Raw genomic sequence first — 23,053 nt, forward strand, 5'->3', positions numbered from 1 at the left:
GCGTGACCGGGGTCACTCACGACAACTGCCCGCCACCCCGAGGACCAGGGCGACGGGCAGCCGGTCTGCCGGTCGGGCTACTCGGTGACCACCTGGGCGACGGCAAGGAGATCCCGCCATGCCTCGGCAGCCTGGTCGACGCTCGGCAGCGAGGTGACCGGCTGTCGCCCGTACAGACCGATGACCGGGCGACCGTCAGCCGTCGTGCCGATGTGGACCAGGTCCCCGTCGTCATCCTCGCTCGGCTGCCAGCCTCGCCGACTCAGGTCACCGATGACGTGATCCCAGTCGGCAGCGTGCAGGCTGACCATGCCGCCGAGGTCGATGTCATCGGCCACCCGAGGCAGGACCAACAGACCCTCGCCGGTCATCGGGTCAAGGTGCGCGGTGTGGCTGGCGTAGGTCAGGGTCTCGATCACTGGCTGATCCTCTCTCCGGTCTCGCTGCCCGCCCACCGGGCAAGATCTGCTCTCGCGTACAGGTCTGCGTTGCCGCTCTTGCCCCTCGGCGTAGGCACCTCGCCCACCTTCCGCTGTAGACGCTTCTTCGCTGCATCCAACTTCCACGGGATCACCCCGGCGTCGATCGCCTGACGCAGCGTCAGGAAGTCCCCGGCAGGGCTTGATAGGCCGCTGACCTGGGAAGTCCCCGAGGACCGGGGACATGCCAGCCGGCGAGCGTCGGCAGCGGACAGGTACGCCACCTGCACCTCGGTCGCCTGCCCACCGATGACCACCTGCCACCGACCGAGGGTCCGGGATGCACGGGGCATGGCTGCCTCGGGAACCAACATCTTCCAGTTGTTCGCCGTGTATCGGGCGAGGCAACGGATGCCGAAGTTCTCCCGTGCCTCGGGTCCGCCAATGGCGCGAGCGGTCAGCATCTGCGCGATGGCCAGCACGTTGACCTTGGCGCTGCGCCCCATGAACAGCAGGTCAGCCAGAGCCGAGACAGCCGGCGACCGCTTGGGGTCACCCTTGCCGCGCACCTCGGCCCAGAAGTTGACCAGTTGCCCGATGGTGGCGTTCAACTCCTCGGCGATGACCAGGACTCGGGGACCGCAGTCCCAGTCTTCCGGCTCGTGCAGGGCCAGCGTGTTCCGCTCATCGGCAAGCGCAGCCAGCCTGACCAGGGCGTCATGCATCTGTGCCGGGCGGGTGCAGTAGTCGACGCCAGCCAGACCGAGCGCCCAGCGGTGCGAGCCCTTGCGGTCGAGGATGACCACCCGCCCACCTCGGGCGAGCACCTGCACGGCGACCAGCTCGGCAAGCACGCTCTTGCCCGCACCCGTCCCGGCAGAGACCGCGATGTGCGGGGAATCGTCCCGCAGGGACAGGATCACCGGCTGATCGCCTGCACCCTGCCCGATGTAGAACTCCCACTCAGCCAGCCGGGGCAGGTGCTCGGCGACCTGGTCGACACCGACCCGAGCCGGCGGACGCTTACGCACCGTCCACGTAGCCGTTACCCGCGGACCGACCTGGTGCCAGGACTCGACCAGGTCAGAGACCGGGATCTTGCTGCCGATGATCGAAGAGACCAGGTGCCGTTGCTCCTTGGTTAGATACGGGGTGTCGGCAACCAGCTCGATACGCGGACCCTTGTCGGGATCGGTCGGCCGGCGGAACACAGCCAGCCGAGAGGTGACCGGCTCTGCCTTGCGCTGGATCGCCCACGCTGCCCGCTGAGCCTGGTCGGGCAGCCACCGGATCACCGGCTCTACCCGCTCGCCGTACCAGGCACGCACGGCCACCTCAGCGGGTGACAGAGGCTTGGCCAGCCGAGGGGTGAGGTTGCCCAACGTCGGATCAACGTGCAGCCGTACGCCGGTCTGTAGACCCATCGCCGGGGCAAGGGCAGCCAGGGTCGGGGTGACGTACTCCCGGTTGAACCGGCGCATGGTGAACCGGCGACGCGCTCGCCAGCCGGCGACCAGTGCAGCCGAGCCGACCAGTGAGCCGACCTGCTCGGGCTGAGCCACTGCCAGCGCAGCCGTAGCCGGCACGCTGAGCCGGATCACCTGACGCTGCCAGCCGGCGAGCCGACCAGCACCCCGGCTCAGGTACGGGTAGCCGTCCCTGCCGGTGATGGGTCGACCCGACACGTAGCGGTAGACCAGCCGGGGCACGGTGTGCTTGCGCCGTAGCCGGCGGATGGCTCGCTCAAGCTCGGTCATGCCGCCACCCCCGCAAGCTCGGGCGTACCGCCGTTGACCGCAGTCGACGCAGGCTGCGCCGGGGAAGGCGAGCCAGCCGAGCGGGTCGGCCGGTACCGCTTCACCGTCGCCACCGAGACCCCGGCAAGCTCAGCGATCCGGGCGTGCGTCGCATCCGGCTCGGCGAGGTGAGCCGACATGATCCGGTCAGCCGACGTGAGCGAGCGGGGAACAGGCTTGCGGCTCGGCTCACTGGTCCGCTTGACCGGCTGAGCCTTGCTCGGGGTAGGGGTCACCTCGGCCGGCTCGGCTACGGGCTCAGGCGCAAGCGGCTCGACCCGCTCGACGGCCACCGGCTCAGCAACCTTGACCGGCTCGACCTGGTCGACCGGCTCAGGCCGGATCAGCTTGCCTCGACGGGACAGCACCTCGACGGCAAGCAGGAAGGCGACCGGGGAGACAGCGGCGACCAGGCGGGCAGTGATGGTCGGCTGCGCGCTGGCGATGTTGGCAGCCAGGGTCGCCACCACACCGAACGCCACGGCGAGCCGAGCGGACAGGCGAGGCTTCCGGCCGTTCCGCTTGTCGTCAAGCATCGCGAGCGTGCCGACCAGGATCAGCCCGTCGATGGACAGCGGGAGCACGGCAGCGACCGACGCTCGCTCGCCAGCCTCGCGGGCTACGTCGTAGATGTGGGTGAACGATGCGTAGCCGGCGACCAGGGCGACCAGGCCGGTAGTCAGTCGAGAGGTGATGGCAGTACGGGACACGGCAGGACTCCTCAGAAGCGGGTGGGGACGTTGGGAACGTCCGAGAGGTGGGCGATGTCGTCGGCGACCTGCTCTGCGTGCCGCTCAGCCAGCCGGCGAGCGATGACGAACGGCGCGAGCATCACGACGGGTCCGCCGATCAGGACCAGGACCAGGGCGTAGGCAGCGGTGTCGGTCACGCCGCACCCCCGATCGCCTCGCTGCGGCAAGGTCCGCAGTTGTTGGCGGGAGATCCCCGGTGCTTGGGGCACTGCTCGGCGCGAGGGTCGGTCGGCAGCGCAGCGCCGCCCCGAAGGGAGCGGCTGCGCGGGGATGGTTCTTGATGGTTCAAGGACGGTTCGTAGGAAGCCTGCTTCCGGCCGGTGCGGAAGCCTGCTTCCGGTCGCTTGGAAGCCTGCTTCCGGTCGGTCGGTACCGGGGGGAAGCAGGCTTCCGGGCGGTTATCCACAGGCTCGGGAACCTCGTTGGGTCGACCAGGCTGCGGCTCGGCGAACGGGTCGAGCGAGGTGGGTAGGGTGCGCCGACGCTCCATCGCGAGATCCCAGACAACCGGCCGCCGGTCGGTGGGCAGGTGCGCTACGTGCCGCTGATCGCCACGGCGGATGATCCCGAGCCGTTCCAGCGTCGCCAGGTCGGTACGCACCGAGCGGGTCGACTTCCGGGCGTAGTGGGCGAGCCGTTCCTGAGACGGGTACGCGGCTCGGCCGTTGGCGTGCGCGTGGTTGGCGAGACCGATCAGCACAGCCAGGCAGGCGGGGGGTACGTCGGGCGCATCGTTCAGCGCCCACGAGACAGCTTCTACACTCAAGGCGGGTCGACCTCCACTGTCGGCCAAGGCCCCGGATCACAGGTGTTGGCGCACCTGCCGGGGCCGCTTTGTAGATGTGGCGTCAATGGTGATCGCTCGACGAGGCGCCCGAGTTCAGCAAGGGGGCGCTGGACGCGCTGCGCCAGCCGTTGGAGAACGGCCGGATCCAGCTGGCCCGCAGCCGGGGCGGCACCGAATATCCGGCCCGGACCCAACTGGTCCTGGCTGCCAACCCGTGCCCGTGTGCCAAGCCGGGCGGCGACACCTACTGCGAGTGCTCACCGCTGGTGCGCCGGCGCTACCTCGGCCGGCTCTCCGGTCCGCTGCTGGACCGCATCGACGTGCAGGTGCGGCTGCCCCCGGTCCGGGCGGCCGAGCTGATGCAGGCGACCGTTGCGAGCGAGTCGTCGGCGGCGGTCGGCCGGCGGGTGGTGGCGGCCCGGCAGGCGGCGGCCGCCCGCTGGTCGGCGATCGGTCGCCGGCTCAACGCGGAGATACCCGGCCCGTTCCTGCGCCGCCCGCCCTGGCGACTCGCCGCCCCGGACACCGCCGAGCTGCGAGCGCGACTGGACTCCGGGTCGATCTCCGCCCGCGGCTTCGACCGGATCATCCGCCTCGCCTGGACCATCGCCGACCTGGACGGGCGGGACCGGCCCGACCGGGAGGACGTCCGGGAGGCCATCGGACTCAGGACGGGGGAAGGATCGTGAGCGGGGACGAGGAACGACTGGCCCGGGTGGCGCTGACCTGGCTCACCGAGCCCGGCACCCGCGCGGTGTACCGGCTGGTCCGGCGGCTGGGGCCGGTCGCCGCGCTCGACCTGCTGCTCGACGGCGGAGCGCCGGACGAGAAGCTGCGGGCCGCGGTGGCCGCCCGGTCGGCCGGCGGGGACGCCCGAGCCGTGGCCGCCGAGGCGGTGGAGCGCACCGAGCGGCTCGGCGCGCGGATCGTGGTGCCCGACGACGACGAGTGGCCGGCACGCATCGAGCAACTCAGCGACCTGCGGCTGCCGGAGGCGTACCGGCGGGTGGACGTCGAGACCGATCCGCCGCTTTGTTTCTGGGTACGCGGCTGCTGGCCGCTGGCCGAGGCGTTCGACCGGTCGGTGGCCGTGGTCGGCGCGCGGGCCGCCACGGCGTACGGCACCCACGTCGCCACCGAACTCGGGTACGGGCTGGCCGACCGGGACTGGACGGTGGTCTCCGGTGGCGCCTTCGGCATCGACGCGGCGGCGCACCGGGGCGCACTCAACGCCGGCGGCATGACCGTGGCGGTGCTCGCCTGCGGGGTGGACCGCCCCTACCCGATGGGCAACGCGGCGCTGTTCGACCGGATCGCCGACACCGGGTTGCTGGTCAGCGAGTGGCTTCCCGGTGCGGAACCGCTGCGGCCACGGTTCCTGATCCGCAACCGGGTGATCGCGGCGGCCACCCGCGGCACCGTGCTGGTGGAGGCCGCGGCGCGCAGCGGCGCGGCCCAGACCACCCACCGCGCGATCGCCCTCGGCAAACCGGGGATGGTGGTGCCCGGGCCGGTGACCTCGGCGATGTCCGTCGGCGCGCACGAACTGCTGCGCGAGTACCCGAAGGCCCGGGTGGTGACCGGCGTCGCGCACGTGCTGGAGGAGGTGGGGCCGATCGGTGAGCTGGCCCCCGTCGCGCGCGGTCCGCAGCGGCCGGCCGACCTGCTCGACGACGAGGCACGGTCGGTCGTCGAGGCATTCCCCCGGCGGGGCACCGTCGCGGTGGACGTGCTGGCCGCGCGGGCCGGCGTCGACGTGCGGACCACGCTGCGGAAGCTGTCCATGCTGGAGGAACTCGCCCTGGTGGTCCGCCGCGAGGACGGCTACCGGCTCGCGCCGCCACCGGCCGGGAGGGCCACCGGTGGCCGGGCACCGGACCGTGACGCCTCAGGGGCGGCCCGGCGGGCCACCGATTGACGACGGGTCCGACGGTGAGGTCAGGCAGCGGAGGAAGTGGCGGAACCGTCGCCGTCCGGTCGCGGCCCCGGCCGGCCGGTGGTGCACGACCCGTGCGGTGACGGGCGCCGCACCGGGATCGACCCGGATGCGGCGCCCGTCGCGGTGGTGCCACCCGCCCATGCCGTCAGCTCCCGTGGCACGGGCGGGATCCGGCTCAGCGGGCGGTCGCGTACGCGGCGCACCCGATCAGCTCGAGCGACACCTGGAGCCGCTCGAGGCTGATGTTCTTGGCGATGGTGTCCTCCGGGGTGTGGTACGGCGGCTCCAGGAGGGCCGGGGTTTCCTCGCCCCGCCAGGAGAAGTTGGCGCTGGCGATGCCGACCTCCTGGAAGGGCTGGTGGTCGCTGGAGCCGCGCTGCGTCACCGGCGAGATCCGCGGGTCGTAGCCGAGACGGGCCGCGGCGGCCGCCACCTCGTCGGTGGCCCGGTTGGCCTCGCCGGTGTAGGAGAGCAGCCAGTACCGGGTCGCCGGGTCCCAGCTGGTGGCCACCATGTCGTTCTGGTACACCGCGAGGATCCGGTCCCGCTCCGCCTGCGGGAGCTGCCGGACGTGGTAGCGGGAGCCGACCAGCCCCTGCTCCTCCGAACCCCACAGGGCGAACCGGAGGTTGGCTTCGACCGGGATCGCGCGCAGCACCCGGGCCAGCTCGAGACAGAGCACCGTGCCGGAGCCGTCGTCGTTGGCGCCGGGCGCGCCGATGACCGTGTCGTAGTGGGCGCTGACCATCACCACCGGTCCGCCGGCACCCGAGCGCCCCGGCCGGTCCGCGAGGACGTTGTGGGAGGTGAGGCCGTGGTGTGCGGAGGTGGTGACGCTCAGCGTGAGCCGACCGGCGGCGAGCAGAGCACGCAGCCGCTCCTTCTGCGCCTGCGCGACCCCGACCACCGGGATCGGTACCGGTGAACTGGCCGAGCCCGGCAGCGTCGGCGAGAACGTCCCGCTCCGCCGCGGGGGTACGCCATCGGCGGCGAGGAGCACGACGGCGGCAGCCCCACGGGCCAGCGCGGTGGCCACCAGTTGTTCCCGGCGCGCCGCCACGTAGTCGACCAGCACGACCCGGCCGGTCACGTCCGGGGGATAGTTCTCCGGCGCACCGGCGCCCACGTCCACCACGTCACCGCTGACCGTGGTGTCCAGCGCGGCGTGCGGGGAGGCGCCGACCTGCCAGTTCAGGTCGGCGGGAAGCCCCGCCGGCGAGGCGAGCTGGCCGAGGAACTTGTCCGCCACGGCGAACGGTTCCAGCTGGACGTCGTACCCCAGGTGGTCCAGCTCCTTGGCGATGTAGTCGGCGGCGCGGCGCTCGGACGCCGTCCCGCCGATGCGCGGCCCGATGTCCTCGCTGAGGACGCGCAGGTGCGACAGCGCCCGCTCGGCCGACACCTGCGCGATGACCTTGCGGTCGTCCGGGGTCAGCGCCGGCGGGCGGTACGCGCCGGGACGCTGGTCGTCGGCCGCCCACGCCGGTGCGGGCAGGGCCACGGTGGCGGCGCCACCGAGGGCGATGGTGAGCATCCGCCGTCGGTTCACGGTGGAGCGAACTGGGTCGGTTGAGGATGTAAGGGGATGGCCGCCGTTGGTCATGGGTCCTCCTGATCTTTCGCGGAGCCCGTCGACCGATGGTGATCGGGCTCACGGAAACTTGAACCTATCCACTCTTCCGCCGTCCTCCAAGATCCGATCGGAGGGCCGCCGGAGGACCGTGCAGCCGCCCTGACCAGGCCGGCTGGCCAGGTCAGAGCGGCGGAGCGCGCTGCGGTTCGGCGGCGAACTCCGTACGCCGACGACGCTGCCGGGCACACCGGGGAGAACGAGCAGAGTGGCCAGAGCACCGGTCGCGCCGACCGCTGAGGCATCAGCGTCCGCCATGGACGGCCGACGACCGCTGCGACCAGTAGACGACCGACGAGGGCACACCCAGCCAGCTAGCCACCGCTGGCGACCCGGTCCTCCTCACACGGGAAGTGCTGCCGCACGTGGCTGTGCGACAGGCGGTCCGAGCCCGATGAGGAGCGTCCCGTGGGCGGCCAGTCAGTCGCCCTCGAACCGGATCTCCATGTCCCGGTTCTGGCACCGCCGGGCGAGCCGGTCCAACCGGCGCACGTGGGTCAGTTCCGGGGTCGTCCGGGCCACCTCGGCCAGGCAGCGTAGTTCGGCGAGGAGCTGGACCACCTGCTCCGCGGGGACCAGCAGCTCACCGATCGGGTCCACCCGGTCGAGCAGCGGGGTACGGCCGCCACCCTGGACCCGCCGGACCAGATCCAGCAGCACGTCGTCCGGGTCGGGCAGCACCTCGGCCGGCACGTACGACGTCCGCCGCCGGCCAGGACCGGCACCGATCACCCGGTAGAGGACGACTTCCACCCCCATGGCCGGTCCCCCTTCGTCGAGCTCGGCCGGGTCGCACGGGTGGAGCCGATCCGGGCTCACCGCGCCCCGTGCAACAAGTCTGCTCGTACCGGCGGCCGGAATCCATCACTGGTGGGTGTGGACAGTCGAAGGAATCCCATATCCGCACCCGTGATCCGGCCCGGAGGGGCGGGCAGGGCCATCCAGCACTGCGCCGAGCCCGGCCGCGCACAAGGCGGACCCAGGGCTCCGACCGAACGCACGCACTGACGTGGGCAGCGCCGTCCAGCACTGCACAGAGGTGGGCGGGGCCATCCAGCACTGCGCCGGGGAAACCGTGTCGCGCCCGGACGCCAGGGCTCCGGCGATTCGCACTCAGCCGAAGGCGGGCAGAGCCATCCGGCATGGCGCGGGAGCCCGGGTCGCGTATCCGGACCGGACCCAGAGCTTCGGCTGCAGCACTCACCGAGCGGGAGCGTGAGGGTGATCGGGCTGAGGTGGCCCGGCACTGGTCCTCGGCCGGCGGCTGCGCCGACCGTAAGGTGGGTCTGTGCGATGTACCGCTACGGCTGGGCCACCAAGCCGACGTGACAGCGTGAGCCGGCCGGTCATGCGGGCGTGGGCGCCGGTCGTTTCGGTCGCGGGCCAGCCGGGAGCGGGGCAGGGGTGAGCCGGGAGTCGCACAGCACCCGGGCCATCCACGAGGCGCTGCCCGCGGCGATGCGCGAGGCGGTGGACGACTTCGCGGCCCACCTGGCCGGCGTGCGTAACCGCTCCGCGCACACCGTGCGGGCGTACGTCGCCGATGTGGTGTCGCTGCTCGACCACGCGCGCCGGATGGGCTGCGCCCAGCCGGCCGACCTCGATCTGACGGTGCTGCGCAGCTGGCTGGCGAAGCAGCGCACGACGGGTGCCGCCCGGTCGTCGCTGGCCCGGCGGGCGGCCGCGGCGCGGACGTTCAGCGCCTGGGCGCACCGGTCCGGGCTGCTTCCCACCGACGTGGCGGCGGCCCTGGCCAGCCCCCGCGCGCGGCGAGAACTACCCACCGTGCTCCGCGCCGACCAGGCGGCCGCCCTGGTCGAGGCCCCCGGCACGCCCGAGCGGACGCCGCCGGACGGGAACGCCGATGCGTACCCCGGTGGCGGCGACGCACCGGCGGAGCCGACAGCCGAGGCGGTGCTGTTGCGTGACCGGGCCCTGCTCGAGCTGCTCTACGGCACCGGGGTCCGGATCAGCGAGGCGTGCGGGCTGGACACCGCCGACGTGGACCACGGCAGGCGGGTGGTCCGGGTGCTCGGCAAGGGCAGCCGGGAGCGCGCCGTGCCGTACGGGATCCCGGCACAGCGGGCGCTCGACGAGTGGTTGCGCCGGGGCCGTCCGGTGCTGGCCGCGCCACACTCCCGGGACGCCCTCTTCCTGGGTGCCAGGGGCGGCCGGCTCAACCCGACCACCGCCCGGCGGATCGTCGGCACGTATGCCGAGGCGGCGGGTCTGCCCCGGATCAGCCCGCACGGGCTGCGCCACTCGGCCGCGACCCACCTGGTGGAAGGCGGCGCGGACCTGCGTGCGGTGCAGGAGCTGCTCGGCCACTCGTCACTGGCCAGCACCCAGATCTACACGCACGTCTCGGTGGAGCGGCTGCGAGCGGCGTACCGCCAGGCCCACCCCCGCGCCTGACGCCCACGGTGCCGTCCCGTGGCCCGGTCGAAGCGGGCAGTGGAAGATCGTCCAGCGGCTACGATCATCGGGTGAGCGTCCCGCAGCCGCCCGAGCCGATTCCGGGCGCCCGCCTGCTCTTCTCCCTCGACCCGGCGGTCAGCCACCTCAACCACGGCTCGTTCGGCGCGGTGCCCATCGGCGTACAGCGGGCCCAGCAGCGGCTGCGCGACGAGATGGAGGCCAACCCGCTGCGGTTCTTCACCCAGGGGCTCGTCGACCGGATCACCCACACCCGCCGGCACCTGGCGACCGCGCTCGGCGCCGACCCGGACGGCACGGCGCTGGTCGCGAACGCCACCACCGGAGTGGCGGTGGTCCTCCAGTCGCTTGGACTACGCCCCGACGACGAGGTGCTCACCACCGACCACGGCTACGGCGCGGTCGACCTGTCCATCCGGCGCGAGTGTCACCGCACCGGGGCGGTGACCCGGACCGTGCGGGTGCCGCTGGCCGCCACCGACGAGGAGCTGGTCGAGGTGATCCGGGCCGCGCTGCGCCCCGGCCGGACCAGGCTGCTCGTGGTCGATCAGCTCACCTCGGCCACCGCCCGGCTCTTCCCGGTCGCCGCGATCGTCGGGGTGGCCCGCGAGCACGGCGTTCCGGTGCTGGTCGACGCCGCGCACGCGCCCGGCATGCTGCCCACCCCGGTGGACAGCATCGGCGCCGACTTCTGGGTGGGCAACCTGCACAAGTGGGGCTACGCGCCGCGCGGCACCGCGGTGCTCGTGGTGGCCCCGTGGTGGCGGGAGCGGATCGAGCCGCTGGTGGTCTCCTGGGAGCAGGACACCGGGTTCCCGCAGCGGGTCGAGTGGCAGGCGACGCAGGACTACACCGCCTGGCTGGCGGCGCCGGCGGGCCTGTTCACGCTGCGCAGCCTCGGGGTCGACCGGGTACGCGCGCACAACGCTGCGCTCGTCGCGTACGGCCAGCGGGTGCTGGGGGACGCACTCGGGGTGGCGCCGGCCGACCTGCCGGACCCCGGCGGACCGGGGATCGCCATGCGGATCGTGCCGCTGCCACCCGGCCTGGCCACCACCATCGACGCGGCTCGGGCGCTGCGCGCCCGCGTCGCCGAGCGGATCGCCACCGAGGTGGCGATCATGGCCTGGGACGGGCGCGGCTGGCTGCGCCTCTGTGGGCAGGTCTACAACTCCGCCGACGAGTACGAGCGGCTGTCGGTGCGGCTGCCCCCGCTGCTCGCCCTGCGCTGACCCCGGCGGGCCACCCGCCGCCCACGCCACCGCTGACCCGACGACACCAGCGGGGGCCGCGCCGCCGGCAGACCCGCCGCGAACCCGGCCACCGGTCAGCGGCAGCAGCCGCACCGGCCCGAGGCCGAGCAGCACCAGCGGGTCGAGGTACTCCGCGCCGCGCCGCAGTCCCCAGTGCAGGCAGGCCGGCGCCGGGCAGCCGGCGTGCCCGGCCAGCAGCGTGCCCAGCGGAGTGCCGGCCGAGACCGGGGTGCCCGGGCGGACCGCCGGCTGGACCGGCTCGTGGGTGGTGCGCAGGCCACCGCCGTGCCCGACGGTGACCACCGGGCGGCCGGCGACCAGCCCGGCGAAGAGCACCGCGCCGGGGCCGGCGGCCCGCACCGTCGCGCCTGGCGCGGCGGCCAGGTCGACGCCCCGGTGGCCGGGCAGCCACGGCTGCGGCGGCGGGTCGAACCGGCGTGCCAGGGGCGGCGGGCCGTCCAGCGGCCACCGGAACCGCGCCTGGGCGGCACCGGTGGCCGGTGCCGCCGGACGATCCGTCGGGGGCGCTGTCCGCCGCCGGCCCGGCGGAGCGGCGGACCTGGGTGCCGCGCCCATCGGCGCAACGATCGCGGCCGTGGTGGCCCGCGCCGGCCCGGCGGTCGGTGGACGGGCGAGCGGCTCCGGTCCACCGGCCAGCAGGGCGGCGCAGAGCGCGGCGACGGTGCGGAACGAGGTGGGTCGCATGGGCGCAGCCTGCCCGGGGAGCGACGGACTTCGCCGCCCTCGGGCGGCCGGCTGTGGACGGCGAAGCCCGCTGTGGACGGCCGCCGATCCGGCCGACGATCTGCTATGTGCCGGCAGCCGACCCCGCCCCTAGGCTGGCTCGATGACCAAGGACTGGTACGCGTGGCACGACGACTACGACGAGCCGGCATCGGCGCTGTCCCGCCGGTTGGCCGAGCTGCGGACGCGGCTGCGGGAGGCGCTCGACAACGCCCGGCCGGGGCCGCTGCGGGCGGTGAGTCTCTGTGCCGGGCAGGGTCGGGACCTGATCCCCGTGCTGGCCGCGCATCCGCGTCGGGACGACGTGACCGCCCGGCTGGTCGAGCTGGATCCGCGCAACGCGGAGGTGGCCCGGGCGGCCGCCGCCGACGCCGGCCTGACCCGGGTGGAGGTGGTGGTCGGGGACGCCGCCAGCACCGACGCGTACGCCGACCTGGCGCCGGCGGACCTGGTGCTGGTCTGCGGGGTGTTCGGCAACATCTCGGAGTCGGACATCCGGCGCACCGTGCGGCACTGCGCGGCGCTCTGCGCCACCGGCGGGACCGTCTTCTGGACCCGGCACCGGCGCAGCCCCGACCTGGTGCCGACGATCTGCGACTGGTTCGCCGAGGAGGGCTTCGTCCCGGTATCGGTCAACAGCCCGGCGGACGGCGTCGGCGTGGGCGTGCACCGCTTCGCCGGCGAACCCCGGCCGCTGCCGGCCGGGGTGACCATGTTCGAGTTCGTCGGTCACGACCACCTGCCGTGACCCGGAACGGGGCAACCATCCCGAGGCGGCCCGCCATCCCGATCCGGAACAGGCAACCACCCCGAGGCGGCACGCCCAGCCCGGCCCGAACCGGGCAGCCACCGGCCGGATCGGCGGCTGGCCGGAGGTTCTAGGCTGGGCCGGGTACGGCGGGCGCCGCCGCCGCGGACCGGGAGGCCACCATGACCACTGTGGACGAGGTGAGCCGGCCGTCCCGGCTGGCCGAGCCGGACGAGGCGATCAGCGCCGAGGAGCTGCAACTGGCGGCCCGCAACCACGGCATCCCGCTGGAGGCGCTCCGCTACGACCTGACCCCGGCGGGGTTGCACTACCTGCTCATCCACTACGACATTCCGGACCTCGACCCGGCCGGTCACACGCTGCGGGTGGACGGCGCGGTGGCGCGGCCGCTCACCCTCGACCTGGCCGACCTGCGGGCCCGGCCCCGGGTCACCCACCGGGTGACGCTGGAGTGCGCGGGCAACGGGCGGGCGCTGCTGCACCCGCGCCCGGTGAGCCAGCCGTGGCTGGTCGAGGCGGTCGGCAACGCGGAGTGGACCGGCACCCCGCTGGCCCCGCTGCTGCGCGAGGCGGGCCTCGACGCCGACGCCGTGGACGTGGTCTTCACCGGCGCCGACCACGGCGTCGAGCGGGGTGTCGAGCAGGACTACCAGCGGGCGCTGCCGGTCGCCGACGCGCTACGCGAGGAGGTGCTGCTGGCGTACGAGATGAACGGCGCTCCCCTGCTGCCGCAGCACGGCGCTCCGCTGCGGCTGATCGTGCCCGGCTGGTACGGCATGGCGCACGTCAAGTGGCTGCGCTCGATCAGCGTGCTGACCGAGCCGTTCACCGGCTACCAGAACGCGGTGGCCTACCGGCTGCGGCAGGACGCCGGGGACCCGGGCGTGCCGGTGACCCGGATCGAGCCGCGCGCGCTGGTCCGACCGCCCGGCTTCCCGGACTTCATGTCCCGCACCCGGGTGCTCCGGCCGGGACCGTGCACGCTGGACGGTCGGGCCTGGTCCGGGCACGCCCCGGTGGTGGCGGTGGAGGTGACCACGGACGGCGGCGCGACCTGGGCGCCGGCCACCCTGGACGAGCCGACCGGCGGCGAGTTCGCCTGGCGGCGCTGGCGCTACGAGTGGGACGCGCGGCCGGGTCGGTACGTGCTGAGCGCCCGGGCCACCGACGCCTCCGGCCGGACCCAGCCCGTCGAGCAGCCCTGGAACCGCGGCGGATTCGCCAACAACGTCGTCCAACGAGTGGAGGTCGCGGTCATCTCCACCTGACCGTCGGGGTCGATCATGAAGTTGTTGTCGGCCGCCACGGCGTGTCGCGACAACAACTTCATGATCAACGCGGCCGTCTACCGGCGGCGCAGCGCGGGGAGGGTGGGGTGGGGCCGGCGGTGGGGGTGCCGACGGGGTGGGTCAGCCGCCGAAGCCGGAGTCGGCGGGCAGCGAGATGTCGGGCTTTTCCAGCTCCTCGACGTTGACGTCCTTGAACGTCATCACCCGGACATTCTTCACGAACCGCGCGGGGCGGTACATATCCCACACCCAGGCGTCGTGCATCTCGACCTCGAAGTAGACCTCGCCGTCGGAGTTGCGCACGTGCAGGTCGACCTGGTTGGCGAGGTAGAAGCGGCGTTCCGTCTCCACCACGTAGGAGAACTGGCGGACAATGTCGCGGTACTCCCGGTAGAGCTGCAGCTCCATCTCGGTCTCGTACTTCTCGAGATCTTCCGCGCTCATCGCACTCCGCCTTCCATGACCACATCTTCCCCCACCGGCGCCGAGGGCCGAGGCTGCTCGCCCAACGCCACGCCGACGGTACCCCTTGACGCGCCGAAGTGCTCCATCGGCTCGTCCGGGCTTGCGCCCACCGGTCGACGCGAACGCGGTGGGCGGCCGTCGCGCCCCGACACGGCGGCCACGTTGACGTACGAGAACCGGTGCTCCCGGCACGGCCCGCGCTCGCGCAGCGCCGCGCTGTGCTCCGGCGTGATGTAACCCTTGTGCTCGGCGAACCCGTAGCCGGGGAAGGCCCCGTCCAGCTCGACCATGATCCGGTCCCGGGTCACCTTGGCCAGCACGCTGGCCGCCGCCACGCAGGCCGCGACCCGGTCGCCCTTCCAGACGGCCAGCCCCGGCACGTCCAGGCCGTCCACCCCGAAGCCGTCGGTCAGCACGTACTCGGGCCGGGTGGTCAGCGAGGCCAGCGCCCGGCGCATCGCGGCCAGGTTGCACACGTGCAGGCCGCGGGCGTCGACCTCCTCGGCCGGGATGACCACCACGGCGTACGCCAGCGCCCGGGCGATCACCTCGTCGTAGACCCGCTCCCGGCTGGCCGGGGTGAGCAGCTTGGAGTCGGCGAGCCCGTCGATCTCGCCGCGCCGCCCCTCGGGCAGGATCGCCGCGGCGGCGACCAGCGGCCCAGCGCAGGCCCCCCGGCCGGCCTCGTCGGCCCCGGCCACGTGCCGGAAGCCGCGCCGCTGCAGCGCCCGCTCCAACGCGTAGAGCCCGGCCTCGCGGCGCACCACGGTGCGCGGCGGGGTCAGCACGGCGCACCCCCGGCGACCTCCGGCAGCACCCGGGCCAGCACCGCGGGCAGGTCGACCGGGTAGTAGCGCTCGCCGGCGCCGAGCAGTTCGTCGACCGGCCACCAGCGATGCCCGTCGACGCTGGCCCGCTCGACGTCGCTGAAGCCGGTCGTGTCCACCTCCCAGGTGGGCACCCGGACCAGGAAGAACTCCTGCTCCTGCCGGTACCAGACCCCGTCGAAGGTGAACTCGATGGTGTCCCGCCAGACCGGCTCGCCGAGCTGCTCGGGGGTCAGCCGCAGCCCGGTCTCCTCGACCAGCTCGCGGGCGGCCCCGACCGCCGGGGACTCCCCCGGGTCGAGCCCGCCGCCCGGGGTGAACCAGTAGCGGTGCTCGGGCCGGGCCGGGTCGAAGCCGGCGAAGAGCAGCACCCGACCGGCCGCGTCGACGAGCAGCACGCGGGCCGCGCGCCGAGGGGTGTAGACCGTCACCGCACCAGCCTGCCAGACGCCGCCGACAACGCCCACGCCCCCGCCGGGATCGGCCCGCCGCTCAGGAGTTGGGGATGCCCTCGTACTGCTTCGGCACGCTCAGCCAGGTGGCCCGGCTGACCGGCCAGAAGACGGTGAACGCCCGCCCGACGACCTCGTCCTCGTCGATGGTGGCCACGGTGATGTCCTGCCCGGACTGCTGCCAGTGCTCCAGCGAGTCGCCGGAGGCGGACCGGTGGTCGCCCATCACCCAGAGCCGGCCCTCCGGCACGGTGATGTCGAACTCCTGGTCGGCCGGCTTGTCCCGGTGCCCGTCGGCGGAGAAGATGTACGGCTCGTCGAGCGACTTGCCGTTGATCACCAGCCGGTCCTGCGGGTCGCAGCAGACCACGTGGTCGCCGCCGACGCCGATCACCCGCTTGATGAAGTCCTCGCCGTCGGGGTTGCTGCTCCACTCCAGCGGCGCCTTGAACACGATGACCTCGCCCCGGCGGGGCGAGCGGAAGTCGTACACCAGCTTGTTGACCAGCACCCGATCGTCGATCTGGAGCGTGTTCTCCATGGACGGCGAGGGGATGAAGAAGGTCTGCAGCACGAAGGCACGCACCAGTACCGCGACCAGGATCGCCACGCCCAGGAGGATGGGCAGCTCCTTCCAGAAGGAGCTGCGGGGCTTGTCGGTCTGCTCGTCAATCACGGGATGGAGCCTACGTTGCCCGGCTGGACGTCACCGTCCGGAACGCGCGAGAACCCCACAGCGCGGCCGTGAGCGGGAGGAGCAGGACGACACCACCCTCCGGGGTGGGCCGCACCGGCGGCGGCGCGTCCGGGGCGGCCACGGCCGGTCCGCGTACGTCGGCGAAGGTCTCCGGCACCGAGAGGGCGCTCCACCGCGACGACGGCCAGACCACCGTGAAGGCCCGGCCGACCACGTTCTCGATCGGCACCGGGCCCTGGCAGCGGGCGTCCTGGGAGACCAGCCGGTGGTCGCCCATCACGAAGATCTGCCCGGGCGGTACGACCACCTCCTCGAAGCGCCGGGAACGGCACTCGCGGGGGTTCGGTGGGATGTCCAGCGGGGAGTCGCGCACCACGTACGTCTCGTCGAGCGGGGTGCCGTTGACGGTCACCCGGCCCTGCGCGTCGCAGCACTTCACCCGGTCGCCGGGCAGCCCGATGACCCGCTTGATGAAGTCCTTCTCGCCGGGGCGACTCACCCCGACCAGGTCGCCGACGGTGCGGCCGAGCTTGCCGACGAAGCCCGGGGCGGGCTCCTCGTCGACCTGCGGGGCCCACCGGTCGGTGCCCCGGAACACCACCACCTCGCCCCGCTTCGGGTCGCGGACGTCGTAGACGACCTTGTTGACCAGGACCCGGTCGCCGACCAGGAGGGTGTCCTCCATCGAACCGGAGGGGATGAAGAACGCCTGGAGCAGGAAGGTGCGGATCAGCACCGCGAGGCAGAACGCGACGACCAGCAGCAGCGGCAACTCCTGCCAGAGCGGCATCTGCCGGCGCCCGCGGCGGGACCGCCGGCGCCACGGATCGACCGCGCCGCCCTCGTCAAGCGTCTGCACCACGCCACTCCCCGGTCCGCAGAAATGACACTACCGCCCGGGAACCCTGTCGAGGCTCCCCGGGCGGTAGTGGACGTCTCCCCGCCGCTGTCGCGGGGTGACCGCCCCGCCGCGCCCGTACGCCCAGCGTAGTGCGGGCCGGGTGGTACGACATACGCGCAGCTCGGGCGGCGTGGCGAGCAGAAGTCAGCTGGGCTGCTTCTCGCGCTTCTCCTTGATCTTGGCCTTCTTGCCCCGCAGCTCGCGCAGGTAGTAGAGCTTGGCACGCCGGACGTCACCGCGGGTGACGACCTCGATCCGGTCGATGGCCGGGCTGTTGACCGGGTAGGTCCGCTCGACGCCGACACCGAAGCTCACCTTGCGGACCGAGAAGGTCTCGCGCAGACCGTCACCCTGGCGGCGGATGACCACGCCCTGGAAGATCTGGACACGGGACCGGTTGCCCTCGACCACCCGGGCGTGCACCTTGACGGTGTCACCGGCCCGGAAGTCGGGGAGGTCGGTCCGCTTCGACTGGGCGTCAAGGGCGTCCAGGATGTTCATCGCAGCAACCTCGTGAGGCTCACGGCGCACCGTCAGTCGGTGCGCGGATGGGTGATTCTGATCCTCGGGTGGTGATCGGTGGCGCCGACCCCGGTCGGGGATCCTCGCAGCCGTCCGCGGCGCGGCCGGATGCGGCAACCCCTCTACTTTGCCACATCCCCCGGTGGCGGCTGAAATCCGGCCCGCTCCAACGCCGCGACGTCCCGTTTGTCCAGGCGCTCCGGGTCCAGCGCGGCGAGCAGGTCGGGCCGGCGGCGCGCGGTACGGACCAGCCCCTCCTCCCGCCGCCAGCGGGCGATCCGGCCGTGGTCGCCGGAGCGGAGCACGTCCGGCACGTCCAGGCCGCGCCAGCTCGGCGGCTTGGTGTAGACCGGGGCCTCCAGCAGGCCGTGCGCGTGCGACTCCTCGTCCAGCGAGCCGGCGTTGCCGAGCACCCCGGGCAGCAGCCGGGTGACCGCCTCCAGGATCACCAGCACCGCGACCTCACCGCCGAAGAGCACGTAGTCACCGAGGGAGACCTCGTTGACCGGCATCCGGGTGGCGGCGTGGTCGAGCACCCGCTGGTCGATGCCCTCGTACCGGCCGCAGGCGAAGAGCAGGTGCGGCTCGGCGGCCAACTCGTGGGCCAGCGCCTGGGTGAACGGAACGCCCACCGGGGAGGGCACCAGCAACCGCGGCGGGGTCAGCTCCGCCGGCGCGAGCGCGTCCAGCGCCTCGCCCCACGGCTCCGGCCGCATCACCATGCCCGGTCCGCCGCCGTACGGGGTGTCGTCGACCGTGCGGTGCACGTCGTGGGTCCAGGTGCGCAGGTCGTGTACGGCCAGCCGGAGCGTGCCGTTGGCCCGGGCCTTGCCGATGAGCGACAGCTCCAGCGGAGCGAGGTACTCCGGGAAGATCGACACGATGTCGACGCGCATGCGGGGATGCTCCGGCGGGTCAGAGGTCGAGCAGACCGGCTGGCGGGTCGACGACCACGCGACCACCGGCCAGGTCGACCTCGGGAACGATCGCCTTGACGAACGGGATCAGCGCGGTCTTCCCCTCGGGCCGGCGCAGCACCAGCAGGTCGGAGGCGGGTGCGTGGTCGATCCGGGCCACCTCGCCGAGCCGCTCACCGGCCGGGGTGACCGCGGCGAGCCCGACGAGCTGGTGGTCGTGGAACTCCTCCGGGTCCTCCGGCGGGGCCACGTCGGCGCTGTCCACCCCGAGCAGGGTGCCGCGCAGCGCCTCGGCGACGTCCCGGTCCAGCACGCCTTCGAACGCGACCAGCAGGCGGCCCTGGTGCCACCGGGCGGACTCCACGGTCAGTTCGGCGGGCACCCGGAACGGCACCCCCGGCCCCGCGGCCGGCGGGGTGGGCGAGGGCGTCGCCCCCGGCTCGGTGCGCAGCACCATGCCGGGGGCGAACCGCGCTTCGGGTTCGTCGGTCCGCACCTCCACGGTGACCTCACCGCGGATGCCGTGCGGCTTACCGATCCTGCCGACGATGAGCAGCATCAGTACGAGTCGACGATGTCGACGCGTACGCCGCGCCCACCGATGGAGCCGATCACCTGGCGCAGCGCCTTGGCGGTCCGGCCAGACCGCCCGATCACGGTGCCGAGGTCCTCCGGGTGCACGCGGACTTCCAGCCGCTTGCCCCGGCGGTTGTCGACCAGCCGGACACGGACATCGTCCGGGTGGTCGACGATGCCCTTGACCAGGTGCTCCAACGCCGGACGCAGAGCCACGTCAGGCCTGCTCGCCGGAGTCCGCACCGGCCTGCTCCTCAGTCTTCGGCGCCTCCTCGGCGGCCGGAGCCTCGGCCTTGGCGGCCTTCTTGGCCGGCTTGGCCGGAGCCTCGGCCAGCCCGGCGGCGGCCTTCGCCTCGGCCTCGTACGCCGCGGTGCGGTCGGCCCGCTCGGGGGCGACCTTCAGCGGCGGCGGGGCCGGCAGGCCCTTGAACTTCTGCCAGTCACCGGTCAGCTCCAGCAGCCGCTGCACCGCCTCGCTCGGCTGGGCGCCGACGGACAGCCAGTACTGGACCCGGTCCGACTTGACCTCGATCACCGAAGGGTCTTCCTTCGGCTGGTAGATCCCGACGAACTCGATCGCCCGGCCGTCGCGCTTGGTGCGCGAGTCGGCGACGACGATGCGGTACTGCGGGTTGCGGATCTTGCCCATCCGCAGAAGCCGGATCTTTACGGCCACAGTTGTTTCGCTCCTGTTGCGATCTCACCGGCCCGATCGGGCGGTGTGCACGGGTGAGCGCCGACCGGCACAGTGGGGTTGGGCCGGAGACTCTCGGTGGACTGGCGACGTGCCCGGGTTAGAGGGCGCCGGGCACACGCCGGATACCAGCCAGCCATTCTGCCAGATCCGACCCGGATCTCTCACACCGGACCGGCACGGGTCACCCGACGGGCGGTCGAGGTGACCGAGAACACACCTCCGGCCCACGGGTCGGCGGACCGGTCAGCGCACCGGCGGGCGGTCCCAGCCGGCCGGCAACGCCTCGGGGACGGCCCAGTCCGGCGGCGGGGTGAAATCGCACCAGGTGCCGTCGAACGGGAACTCCCCCGCCTCGGCCAGCGCGATCACCCGCTTGCCCTCGGCCCGGACCGCGTACTCGTCCGCCACCCAGTAGTCGTCGGGGTACGCCAGCCGCTCGACGAACTCCTCCTCGTCCTTCCACTCCCAGCTCCGGTCCGGGCGAACGAGCACGTCGAGGTCCTGGTCGACCACGTCGACCCCGGCGAGCGCGCCGTCGTCCCAGCGCACCCCCGGCTCCTCGAGGTTGACGTACCAGGTGGCGAACTCGTCGCGCGCGTCGCGGAACCACCAGACCGAGTGGGCCGCGCCGGTGGGCAGGAACTTCAGCAGCGGCGGCCCGTTCCACCGGCCCACCGCCAGCCGGTACGACGCGGCGATCCACTCGGCGAACGGCATCGCCCGCATGCCCAGCCCGGCCACGGTGACCTCGTTGGCCACCGGGGTGTCCCGGGCGATCCAGAGCAGCAGGCCCCGGTCGTCGTCGCTGACCACGCGGGCCGGGCGGACCCAGCCGATCCGGCCACGCCGCACGTTGCGGTGCACGATCAACCGCCCCGGTTCGAACCTCACGGTGCGACCCTACCGGCGGCCGCGAACGGCCACCGGGGGCCGCGCGAGAAGCGGGCCCGACGCCGGAAACGCTCCGGACGGGCACGGTCCTGCCGAAGCGAGGCCGCGCCCCGCGTGACGCGACAGGCGGCCCCGCGAGGCGGGACCGGCTGCCGGCCGGGTGGGTCAGTAGGCGCGGGCCAGGATGGCGACCAGGTCGGGCTCGTCCTCGCTGTCCGGCACCGAGCCGTCGGCACGGACCAGGCAGCGCACCGTCACGCCCTGGCCGTTCGCCTCCGCCTCGCCCTCGACGCCGACCGCCGACCACGGCACCCGGGCCCAGCCGGTGGCCGCCGCCTCGATCGCCTCCGCGAGGGTGCCCACCTCCACGGTCCGGGACTTCCGGTGGGCCAGCGCCTGGTCGTGCAGCGCCTGCTGGTCGGCCTCCAGCGCGGCCAGCACCGCGCCGACCACGTCGGCCACCGGCACCGGGGACTTCGAGCCGTCCGTACGCCGGACCACCACCGCGTTGCCGGCGGCCAGGTCGCGGGGGCCGACCTCGACGCGTACCGGGTAGCCGCGCAGCTCGGCGTCGACGGCCCGGCGGCCGAACGGGGTGTCGGTGCGGTCGTCGAGCGCGACCCGGACGCCGGCGTCGCGCAGCGCGTCGCGCAGCTTGGCCGCCGCCGCACCGACGCCCTCGCCGTCCTTGACCACCATGACGTACGCCTGCACCGGCGCCAGCTTCGGCGGCACCCGCAGGCCGTTGTCGTCGCCGTGGCACATGATCAGGCCACCGAGCATCCGGGTGGAGGTGCCCCAGGAGGTGGTCCAGGCGTGCTCCCGGCCGCCCTCGGCCGACGAGTAGCTGATGTCGAACGCCTTGGCGAAGTTCTGCCCCAGCTCGTGGCTGGTGCCCAGCTGGAGCGCCTTGCCGTCGCCCATCATGCCCTCGCAGGTGTAGGTGGCGGTGGCGCCGGCGAAGCGCTCGCGGGCGGTCTTCAGGCCGACCACCACCGGGATGCCGAGCACGTTGACCATCAGGTCCTCGTACGCCTCGTGCAGGATCCGCCGGGCGTAGGCGCGGGCGTCGTCGCGGGTGGCGTGCGCGGTGTGCCCCTCCTGCCAGAGGAACTCGCTGGTGCGCAGGAAGATCCGGGGGCGCAGCTCCCAGCGGACCACGTTGGCCCACTGGTTGAGCAGCAGCGGCAGGTCCCGGTACGAGTCGATCCACTTGGCCATGAACTCGCCGATGACCGTCTCGCTGGTCGGGCGGACCACGACCGGCTCGGCGAGCTGCTTGCCGCCGCCGTGGGTGACCACGGCCAGCTCCGGCGAGAAGCCCTCGACGTGCTCGGCCTCGCGCTTGAGGTAGTTCTCCGGGATGAAGAGCGGGAAGTACGCGTTCTCCGCGCCGGCCGCCTTGATCCGGGCGTCCATCTCGGCCTGCATCCGCTCCCAGATGGCGTAGCCGGCCGGTCGGATCACCATGGTCCCCCGGACCGGGCCGTTGTCGGCCAGCTTCGCCTTGGCGATCAGGTCCTGGTACCAGCGGGGAAAGTCCTCCGCACGGGGAGTGAGCACGCGTGCCATGACCGCACATCCTATGCGCCGCCCGGCCGCCCGACGCGATCGGGCGGCCCGCGCCACGCGCGCGTCGGGCCGGACACCCCGCCCGGCCGTAGACTTCGATCATCATGAACGAGGTACGGGACGCCGGACGCCAGCGGCTGCGGGACCAGATCGTCGTCGCGGCCCGGACGCTGACCGTGGACCGGGGCTGGGACAGCGTGCGGATGGGCGCGGTGGCGACCGCCGCCGGAGTGAGCCGGCAGACCGTCTACAACGAGTTCGGCAGCAAGGCCGGGCTGGCCGAGGCGCTGGCCCGGCGCGAGGTCGACCAGTTCGTCGCCGACGTGCGGGCGGCCCTGGTCGCGCACGGCACCGACGTGCGCGCCGGCGCGTACGCGGCGATCCGGCACACCCTGGCCGAGGCGGCCGCCAACCCGCTGATCAAGGCGATCCTGACCAGCGCGCGGGGCGGCTCCGACGAGCTGCTGCCCTTCCTCACCACCCGGTCCGGGCTGGTGCTGACCGAGGCGAACGGCCCGCTGCTGGACTGGGTCGCCACGCTGGTGCCCGGCGCCGACCGGGCCGCCCTGCGGTTCGCCGCCGACAGCGTGGTCCGCCTCGTGGTCAGCCACATCGTGCTGCCCGGCGCGAGCGTCGAGCAGACCGCCCGCGCCCTGGCCGACCTGGCCGTCCACCTCTTCACCCGCGCCGCGATCATCCCCCACTCAGCCGGTTGACCAGGA

The 23,053-nt window shown here is 73.4% G+C and carries 25 protein-coding genes and 2 pseudogenes; 7 read left to right on the forward strand and 20 right to left on the reverse strand.

Annotated features, from left to right (window positions below):
- Positions 1 to 77 precede the first annotated feature (77 nt).
- The 5 genes from GA0070609_RS21810 to GA0070609_RS21825 are packed head-to-tail and all read right to left on the reverse strand — an operon-like array spanning position 78 to position 3,667.
- The gene (locus GA0070609_RS21810; RefSeq protein WP_088995502.1) at positions 78 to 419 is read right to left on the reverse strand and encodes a hypothetical protein; all 342 of its coding nucleotides are present in this window, start codon (positions 417 to 419) and stop codon (positions 78 to 80) included.
- Positions 416 to 2,128: a type IV secretory system conjugative DNA transfer family protein gene (locus tag GA0070609_RS21815; RefSeq protein ID WP_231928373.1), complete on the reverse strand. Its 1,713-nt coding sequence runs from the start codon at positions 2,126 to 2,128 to the stop codon at positions 416 to 418. The genes GA0070609_RS21810 and GA0070609_RS21815 overlap by 4 nt, the downstream gene beginning before the upstream one ends.
- Positions 2,129 to 2,172: 44 nt before the next feature.
- Entirely contained in the window at positions 2,173 to 2,925 is a 753-nt protein-coding gene (locus GA0070609_RS21820) for a DUF2637 domain-containing protein (protein WP_157748271.1), read from the reverse strand.
- A gap of 11 nt (positions 2,926 to 2,936) precedes the next feature.
- Positions 2,937 to 3,104, reverse strand: coding sequence for a hypothetical protein (locus tag GA0070609_RS33385; RefSeq protein WP_157748272.1), 168 nt, complete (start codon positions 3,102 to 3,104; stop codon positions 2,937 to 2,939).
- Positions 3,101 to 3,667 (reverse strand): helix-turn-helix domain-containing protein, encoded by a 567-nt coding sequence (locus tag GA0070609_RS21825; RefSeq protein WP_157748273.1) that lies wholly within the window; start codon positions 3,665 to 3,667, stop codon positions 3,101 to 3,103. The genes GA0070609_RS33385 and GA0070609_RS21825 overlap by 4 nt, the downstream gene beginning before the upstream one ends.
- A 161-nt stretch (positions 3,668 to 3,828) precedes the next feature.
- Between GA0070609_RS21825 and GA0070609_RS21830 the strand changes: the two are divergent.
- A pseudogene (locus tag GA0070609_RS21830) lies at positions 3,829 to 4,443 on the forward strand (ATP-binding protein); the annotation flags it as partial.
- Positions 4,440 to 5,672: a DNA-processing protein DprA gene (gene dprA, locus GA0070609_RS21835; protein ID WP_172899383.1), complete on the forward strand. Its 1,233-nt coding sequence runs from the start codon at positions 4,440 to 4,442 to the stop codon at positions 5,670 to 5,672. The pseudogene GA0070609_RS21830 and the gene dprA, both read left to right, overlap by 4 nt.
- Before the next feature lie 196 nt (positions 5,673 to 5,868).
- On the opposite strand, the gene GA0070609_RS21840 is transcribed toward dprA, so the two are convergent.
- Together GA0070609_RS21840 and GA0070609_RS21845 are read right to left on the reverse strand one after the other, a co-directional pair.
- Positions 5,869 to 7,227, reverse strand: a complete 1,359-nt coding sequence (locus GA0070609_RS21840) for a M28 family peptidase (protein ID WP_231928374.1) — start codon at positions 7,225 to 7,227, stop codon at positions 5,869 to 5,871.
- Between the two features lie 516 nt (positions 7,228 to 7,743).
- Entirely contained in the window at positions 7,744 to 8,082 is a 339-nt protein-coding gene (locus GA0070609_RS21845; RefSeq protein WP_088995507.1) for a hypothetical protein, read from the reverse strand.
- A gap of 699 nt (positions 8,083 to 8,781) precedes the next feature.
- On the opposite strand from GA0070609_RS21845, the gene GA0070609_RS21850 reads away from it, so the two are divergent.
- Both GA0070609_RS21850 and GA0070609_RS21855 read left to right on the forward strand, forming a co-directional pair.
- Positions 8,782 to 9,738 (forward strand): tyrosine recombinase XerC, encoded by a 957-nt coding sequence (locus GA0070609_RS21850; protein ID WP_088997895.1) that lies wholly within the window; start codon positions 8,782 to 8,784, stop codon positions 9,736 to 9,738.
- Between the two features lie 71 nt (positions 9,739 to 9,809).
- Positions 9,810 to 10,991: an aminotransferase class V-fold PLP-dependent enzyme gene (locus GA0070609_RS21855; RefSeq protein WP_088995508.1), complete on the forward strand. Its 1,182-nt coding sequence runs from the start codon at positions 9,810 to 9,812 to the stop codon at positions 10,989 to 10,991.
- Positions 10,992 to 11,078: 87 nt separating this feature from the next.
- Here the strand turns inward: GA0070609_RS21855 and GA0070609_RS21860 are convergent.
- Positions 11,079 to 11,717: pseudogene (locus GA0070609_RS21860) on the reverse strand (murein hydrolase activator EnvC family protein); the annotation flags it as partial.
- Positions 11,718 to 11,859: 142 nt separating this feature from the next.
- Between GA0070609_RS21860 and GA0070609_RS21865 the strand changes: the two are divergent.
- Both GA0070609_RS21865 and GA0070609_RS21870 read left to right on the forward strand, forming a co-directional pair.
- A complete protein-coding gene (locus GA0070609_RS21865) occupies positions 11,860 to 12,504 on the forward strand; it encodes a class I SAM-dependent methyltransferase (RefSeq protein ID WP_088995509.1) in 645 nt (214 codons plus the stop codon).
- A 182-nt stretch (positions 12,505 to 12,686) separates the two neighbouring features.
- Entirely contained in the window at positions 12,687 to 13,793 is a 1,107-nt protein-coding gene (locus tag GA0070609_RS21870) for a sulfite oxidase (protein ID WP_088995510.1), read from the forward strand.
- Positions 13,794 to 13,934: 141 nt separating this feature from the next.
- Here GA0070609_RS21870 and GA0070609_RS21875 read toward each other — a convergent pair whose 3' ends face one another.
- From GA0070609_RS21875 to proS, 12 genes are all read right to left on the reverse strand, one after another.
- Entirely contained in the window at positions 13,935 to 14,258 is a 324-nt protein-coding gene (locus GA0070609_RS21875; RefSeq protein ID WP_007075222.1) for a DUF2469 domain-containing protein, read from the reverse strand.
- Positions 14,255 to 15,067 (reverse strand): ribonuclease HII, encoded by an 813-nt coding sequence (locus tag GA0070609_RS21880; RefSeq protein WP_088995511.1) that lies wholly within the window; start codon positions 15,065 to 15,067, stop codon positions 14,255 to 14,257. The genes GA0070609_RS21875 and GA0070609_RS21880 overlap by 4 nt, the downstream gene beginning before the upstream one ends.
- Positions 15,061 to 15,537, reverse strand: coding sequence for an NUDIX hydrolase (locus GA0070609_RS21885; protein WP_088997896.1), 477 nt, complete (start codon positions 15,535 to 15,537; stop codon positions 15,061 to 15,063). Before GA0070609_RS21885 ends, GA0070609_RS21880 begins: the two co-directional genes overlap by 7 nt.
- 61 nt (positions 15,538 to 15,598) lie before the next feature.
- A complete protein-coding gene (gene lepB, locus GA0070609_RS21890; protein WP_088995512.1) occupies positions 15,599 to 16,234 on the reverse strand; it encodes a signal peptidase I in 636 nt (211 codons plus the stop codon).
- Positions 16,235 to 16,244: 10 nt separating this feature from the next.
- The gene (gene lepB, locus GA0070609_RS21895) at positions 16,245 to 17,117 is read right to left on the reverse strand and encodes a signal peptidase I (protein WP_088995513.1); all 873 of its coding nucleotides are present in this window, start codon (positions 17,115 to 17,117) and stop codon (positions 16,245 to 16,247) included.
- A gap of 183 nt (positions 17,118 to 17,300) precedes the next feature.
- Complete coding sequence (gene rplS / locus GA0070609_RS21900; protein ID WP_088995514.1) at positions 17,301 to 17,657, reverse strand: 50S ribosomal protein L19; 357 nt, start codon at positions 17,655 to 17,657, stop codon at positions 17,301 to 17,303.
- A gap of 143 nt (positions 17,658 to 17,800) precedes the next feature.
- Positions 17,801 to 18,574, reverse strand: a complete 774-nt coding sequence (gene trmD / locus GA0070609_RS21905) for a tRNA (guanosine(37)-N1)-methyltransferase TrmD (RefSeq protein ID WP_088995515.1) — start codon at positions 18,572 to 18,574, stop codon at positions 17,801 to 17,803.
- A 19-nt stretch (positions 18,575 to 18,593) separates the two neighbouring features.
- Positions 18,594 to 19,151 (reverse strand): ribosome maturation factor RimM, encoded by a 558-nt coding sequence (gene rimM, locus GA0070609_RS21910; protein ID WP_172899543.1) that lies wholly within the window; start codon positions 19,149 to 19,151, stop codon positions 18,594 to 18,596.
- 2 nt (positions 19,152 to 19,153) lie between these two features.
- Positions 19,154 to 19,414, reverse strand: coding sequence for an RNA-binding protein (locus GA0070609_RS21915; RefSeq protein WP_172899384.1), 261 nt, complete (start codon positions 19,412 to 19,414; stop codon positions 19,154 to 19,156).
- Positions 19,389 to 19,847 (reverse strand): 30S ribosomal protein S16, encoded by a 459-nt coding sequence (gene rpsP, locus GA0070609_RS21920; RefSeq protein ID WP_088995517.1) that lies wholly within the window; start codon positions 19,845 to 19,847, stop codon positions 19,389 to 19,391. Before rpsP ends, GA0070609_RS21915 begins: the two co-directional genes overlap by 26 nt.
- A gap of 264 nt (positions 19,848 to 20,111) precedes the next feature.
- Positions 20,112 to 20,759, reverse strand: coding sequence for a DUF402 domain-containing protein (locus tag GA0070609_RS21925; RefSeq protein ID WP_088995518.1), 648 nt, complete (start codon positions 20,757 to 20,759; stop codon positions 20,112 to 20,114).
- Between the two features lie 165 nt (positions 20,760 to 20,924).
- Positions 20,925 to 22,331 (reverse strand): proline--tRNA ligase, encoded by a 1,407-nt coding sequence (gene proS / locus GA0070609_RS21930; protein ID WP_088995519.1) that lies wholly within the window; start codon positions 22,329 to 22,331, stop codon positions 20,925 to 20,927.
- A gap of 104 nt (positions 22,332 to 22,435) precedes the next feature.
- Between proS and GA0070609_RS21935 the strand changes: the two genes are divergently transcribed.
- On the forward strand, positions 22,436 to 23,047 hold the full coding sequence (locus tag GA0070609_RS21935) for a TetR family transcriptional regulator (RefSeq protein ID WP_088995520.1): 612 nt from the start codon (positions 22,436 to 22,438) through the stop codon (positions 23,045 to 23,047).
- Positions 23,048 to 23,053 lie beyond the last annotated feature (6 nt).

Origin of the sequence: Micromonospora echinaurantiaca (assembly GCF_900090235.1) — a bacterium.
In the GTDB taxonomy this organism is placed as follows: Bacteria; Actinomycetota; Actinomycetes; order Mycobacteriales; family Micromonosporaceae; genus Micromonospora; species Micromonospora echinaurantiaca.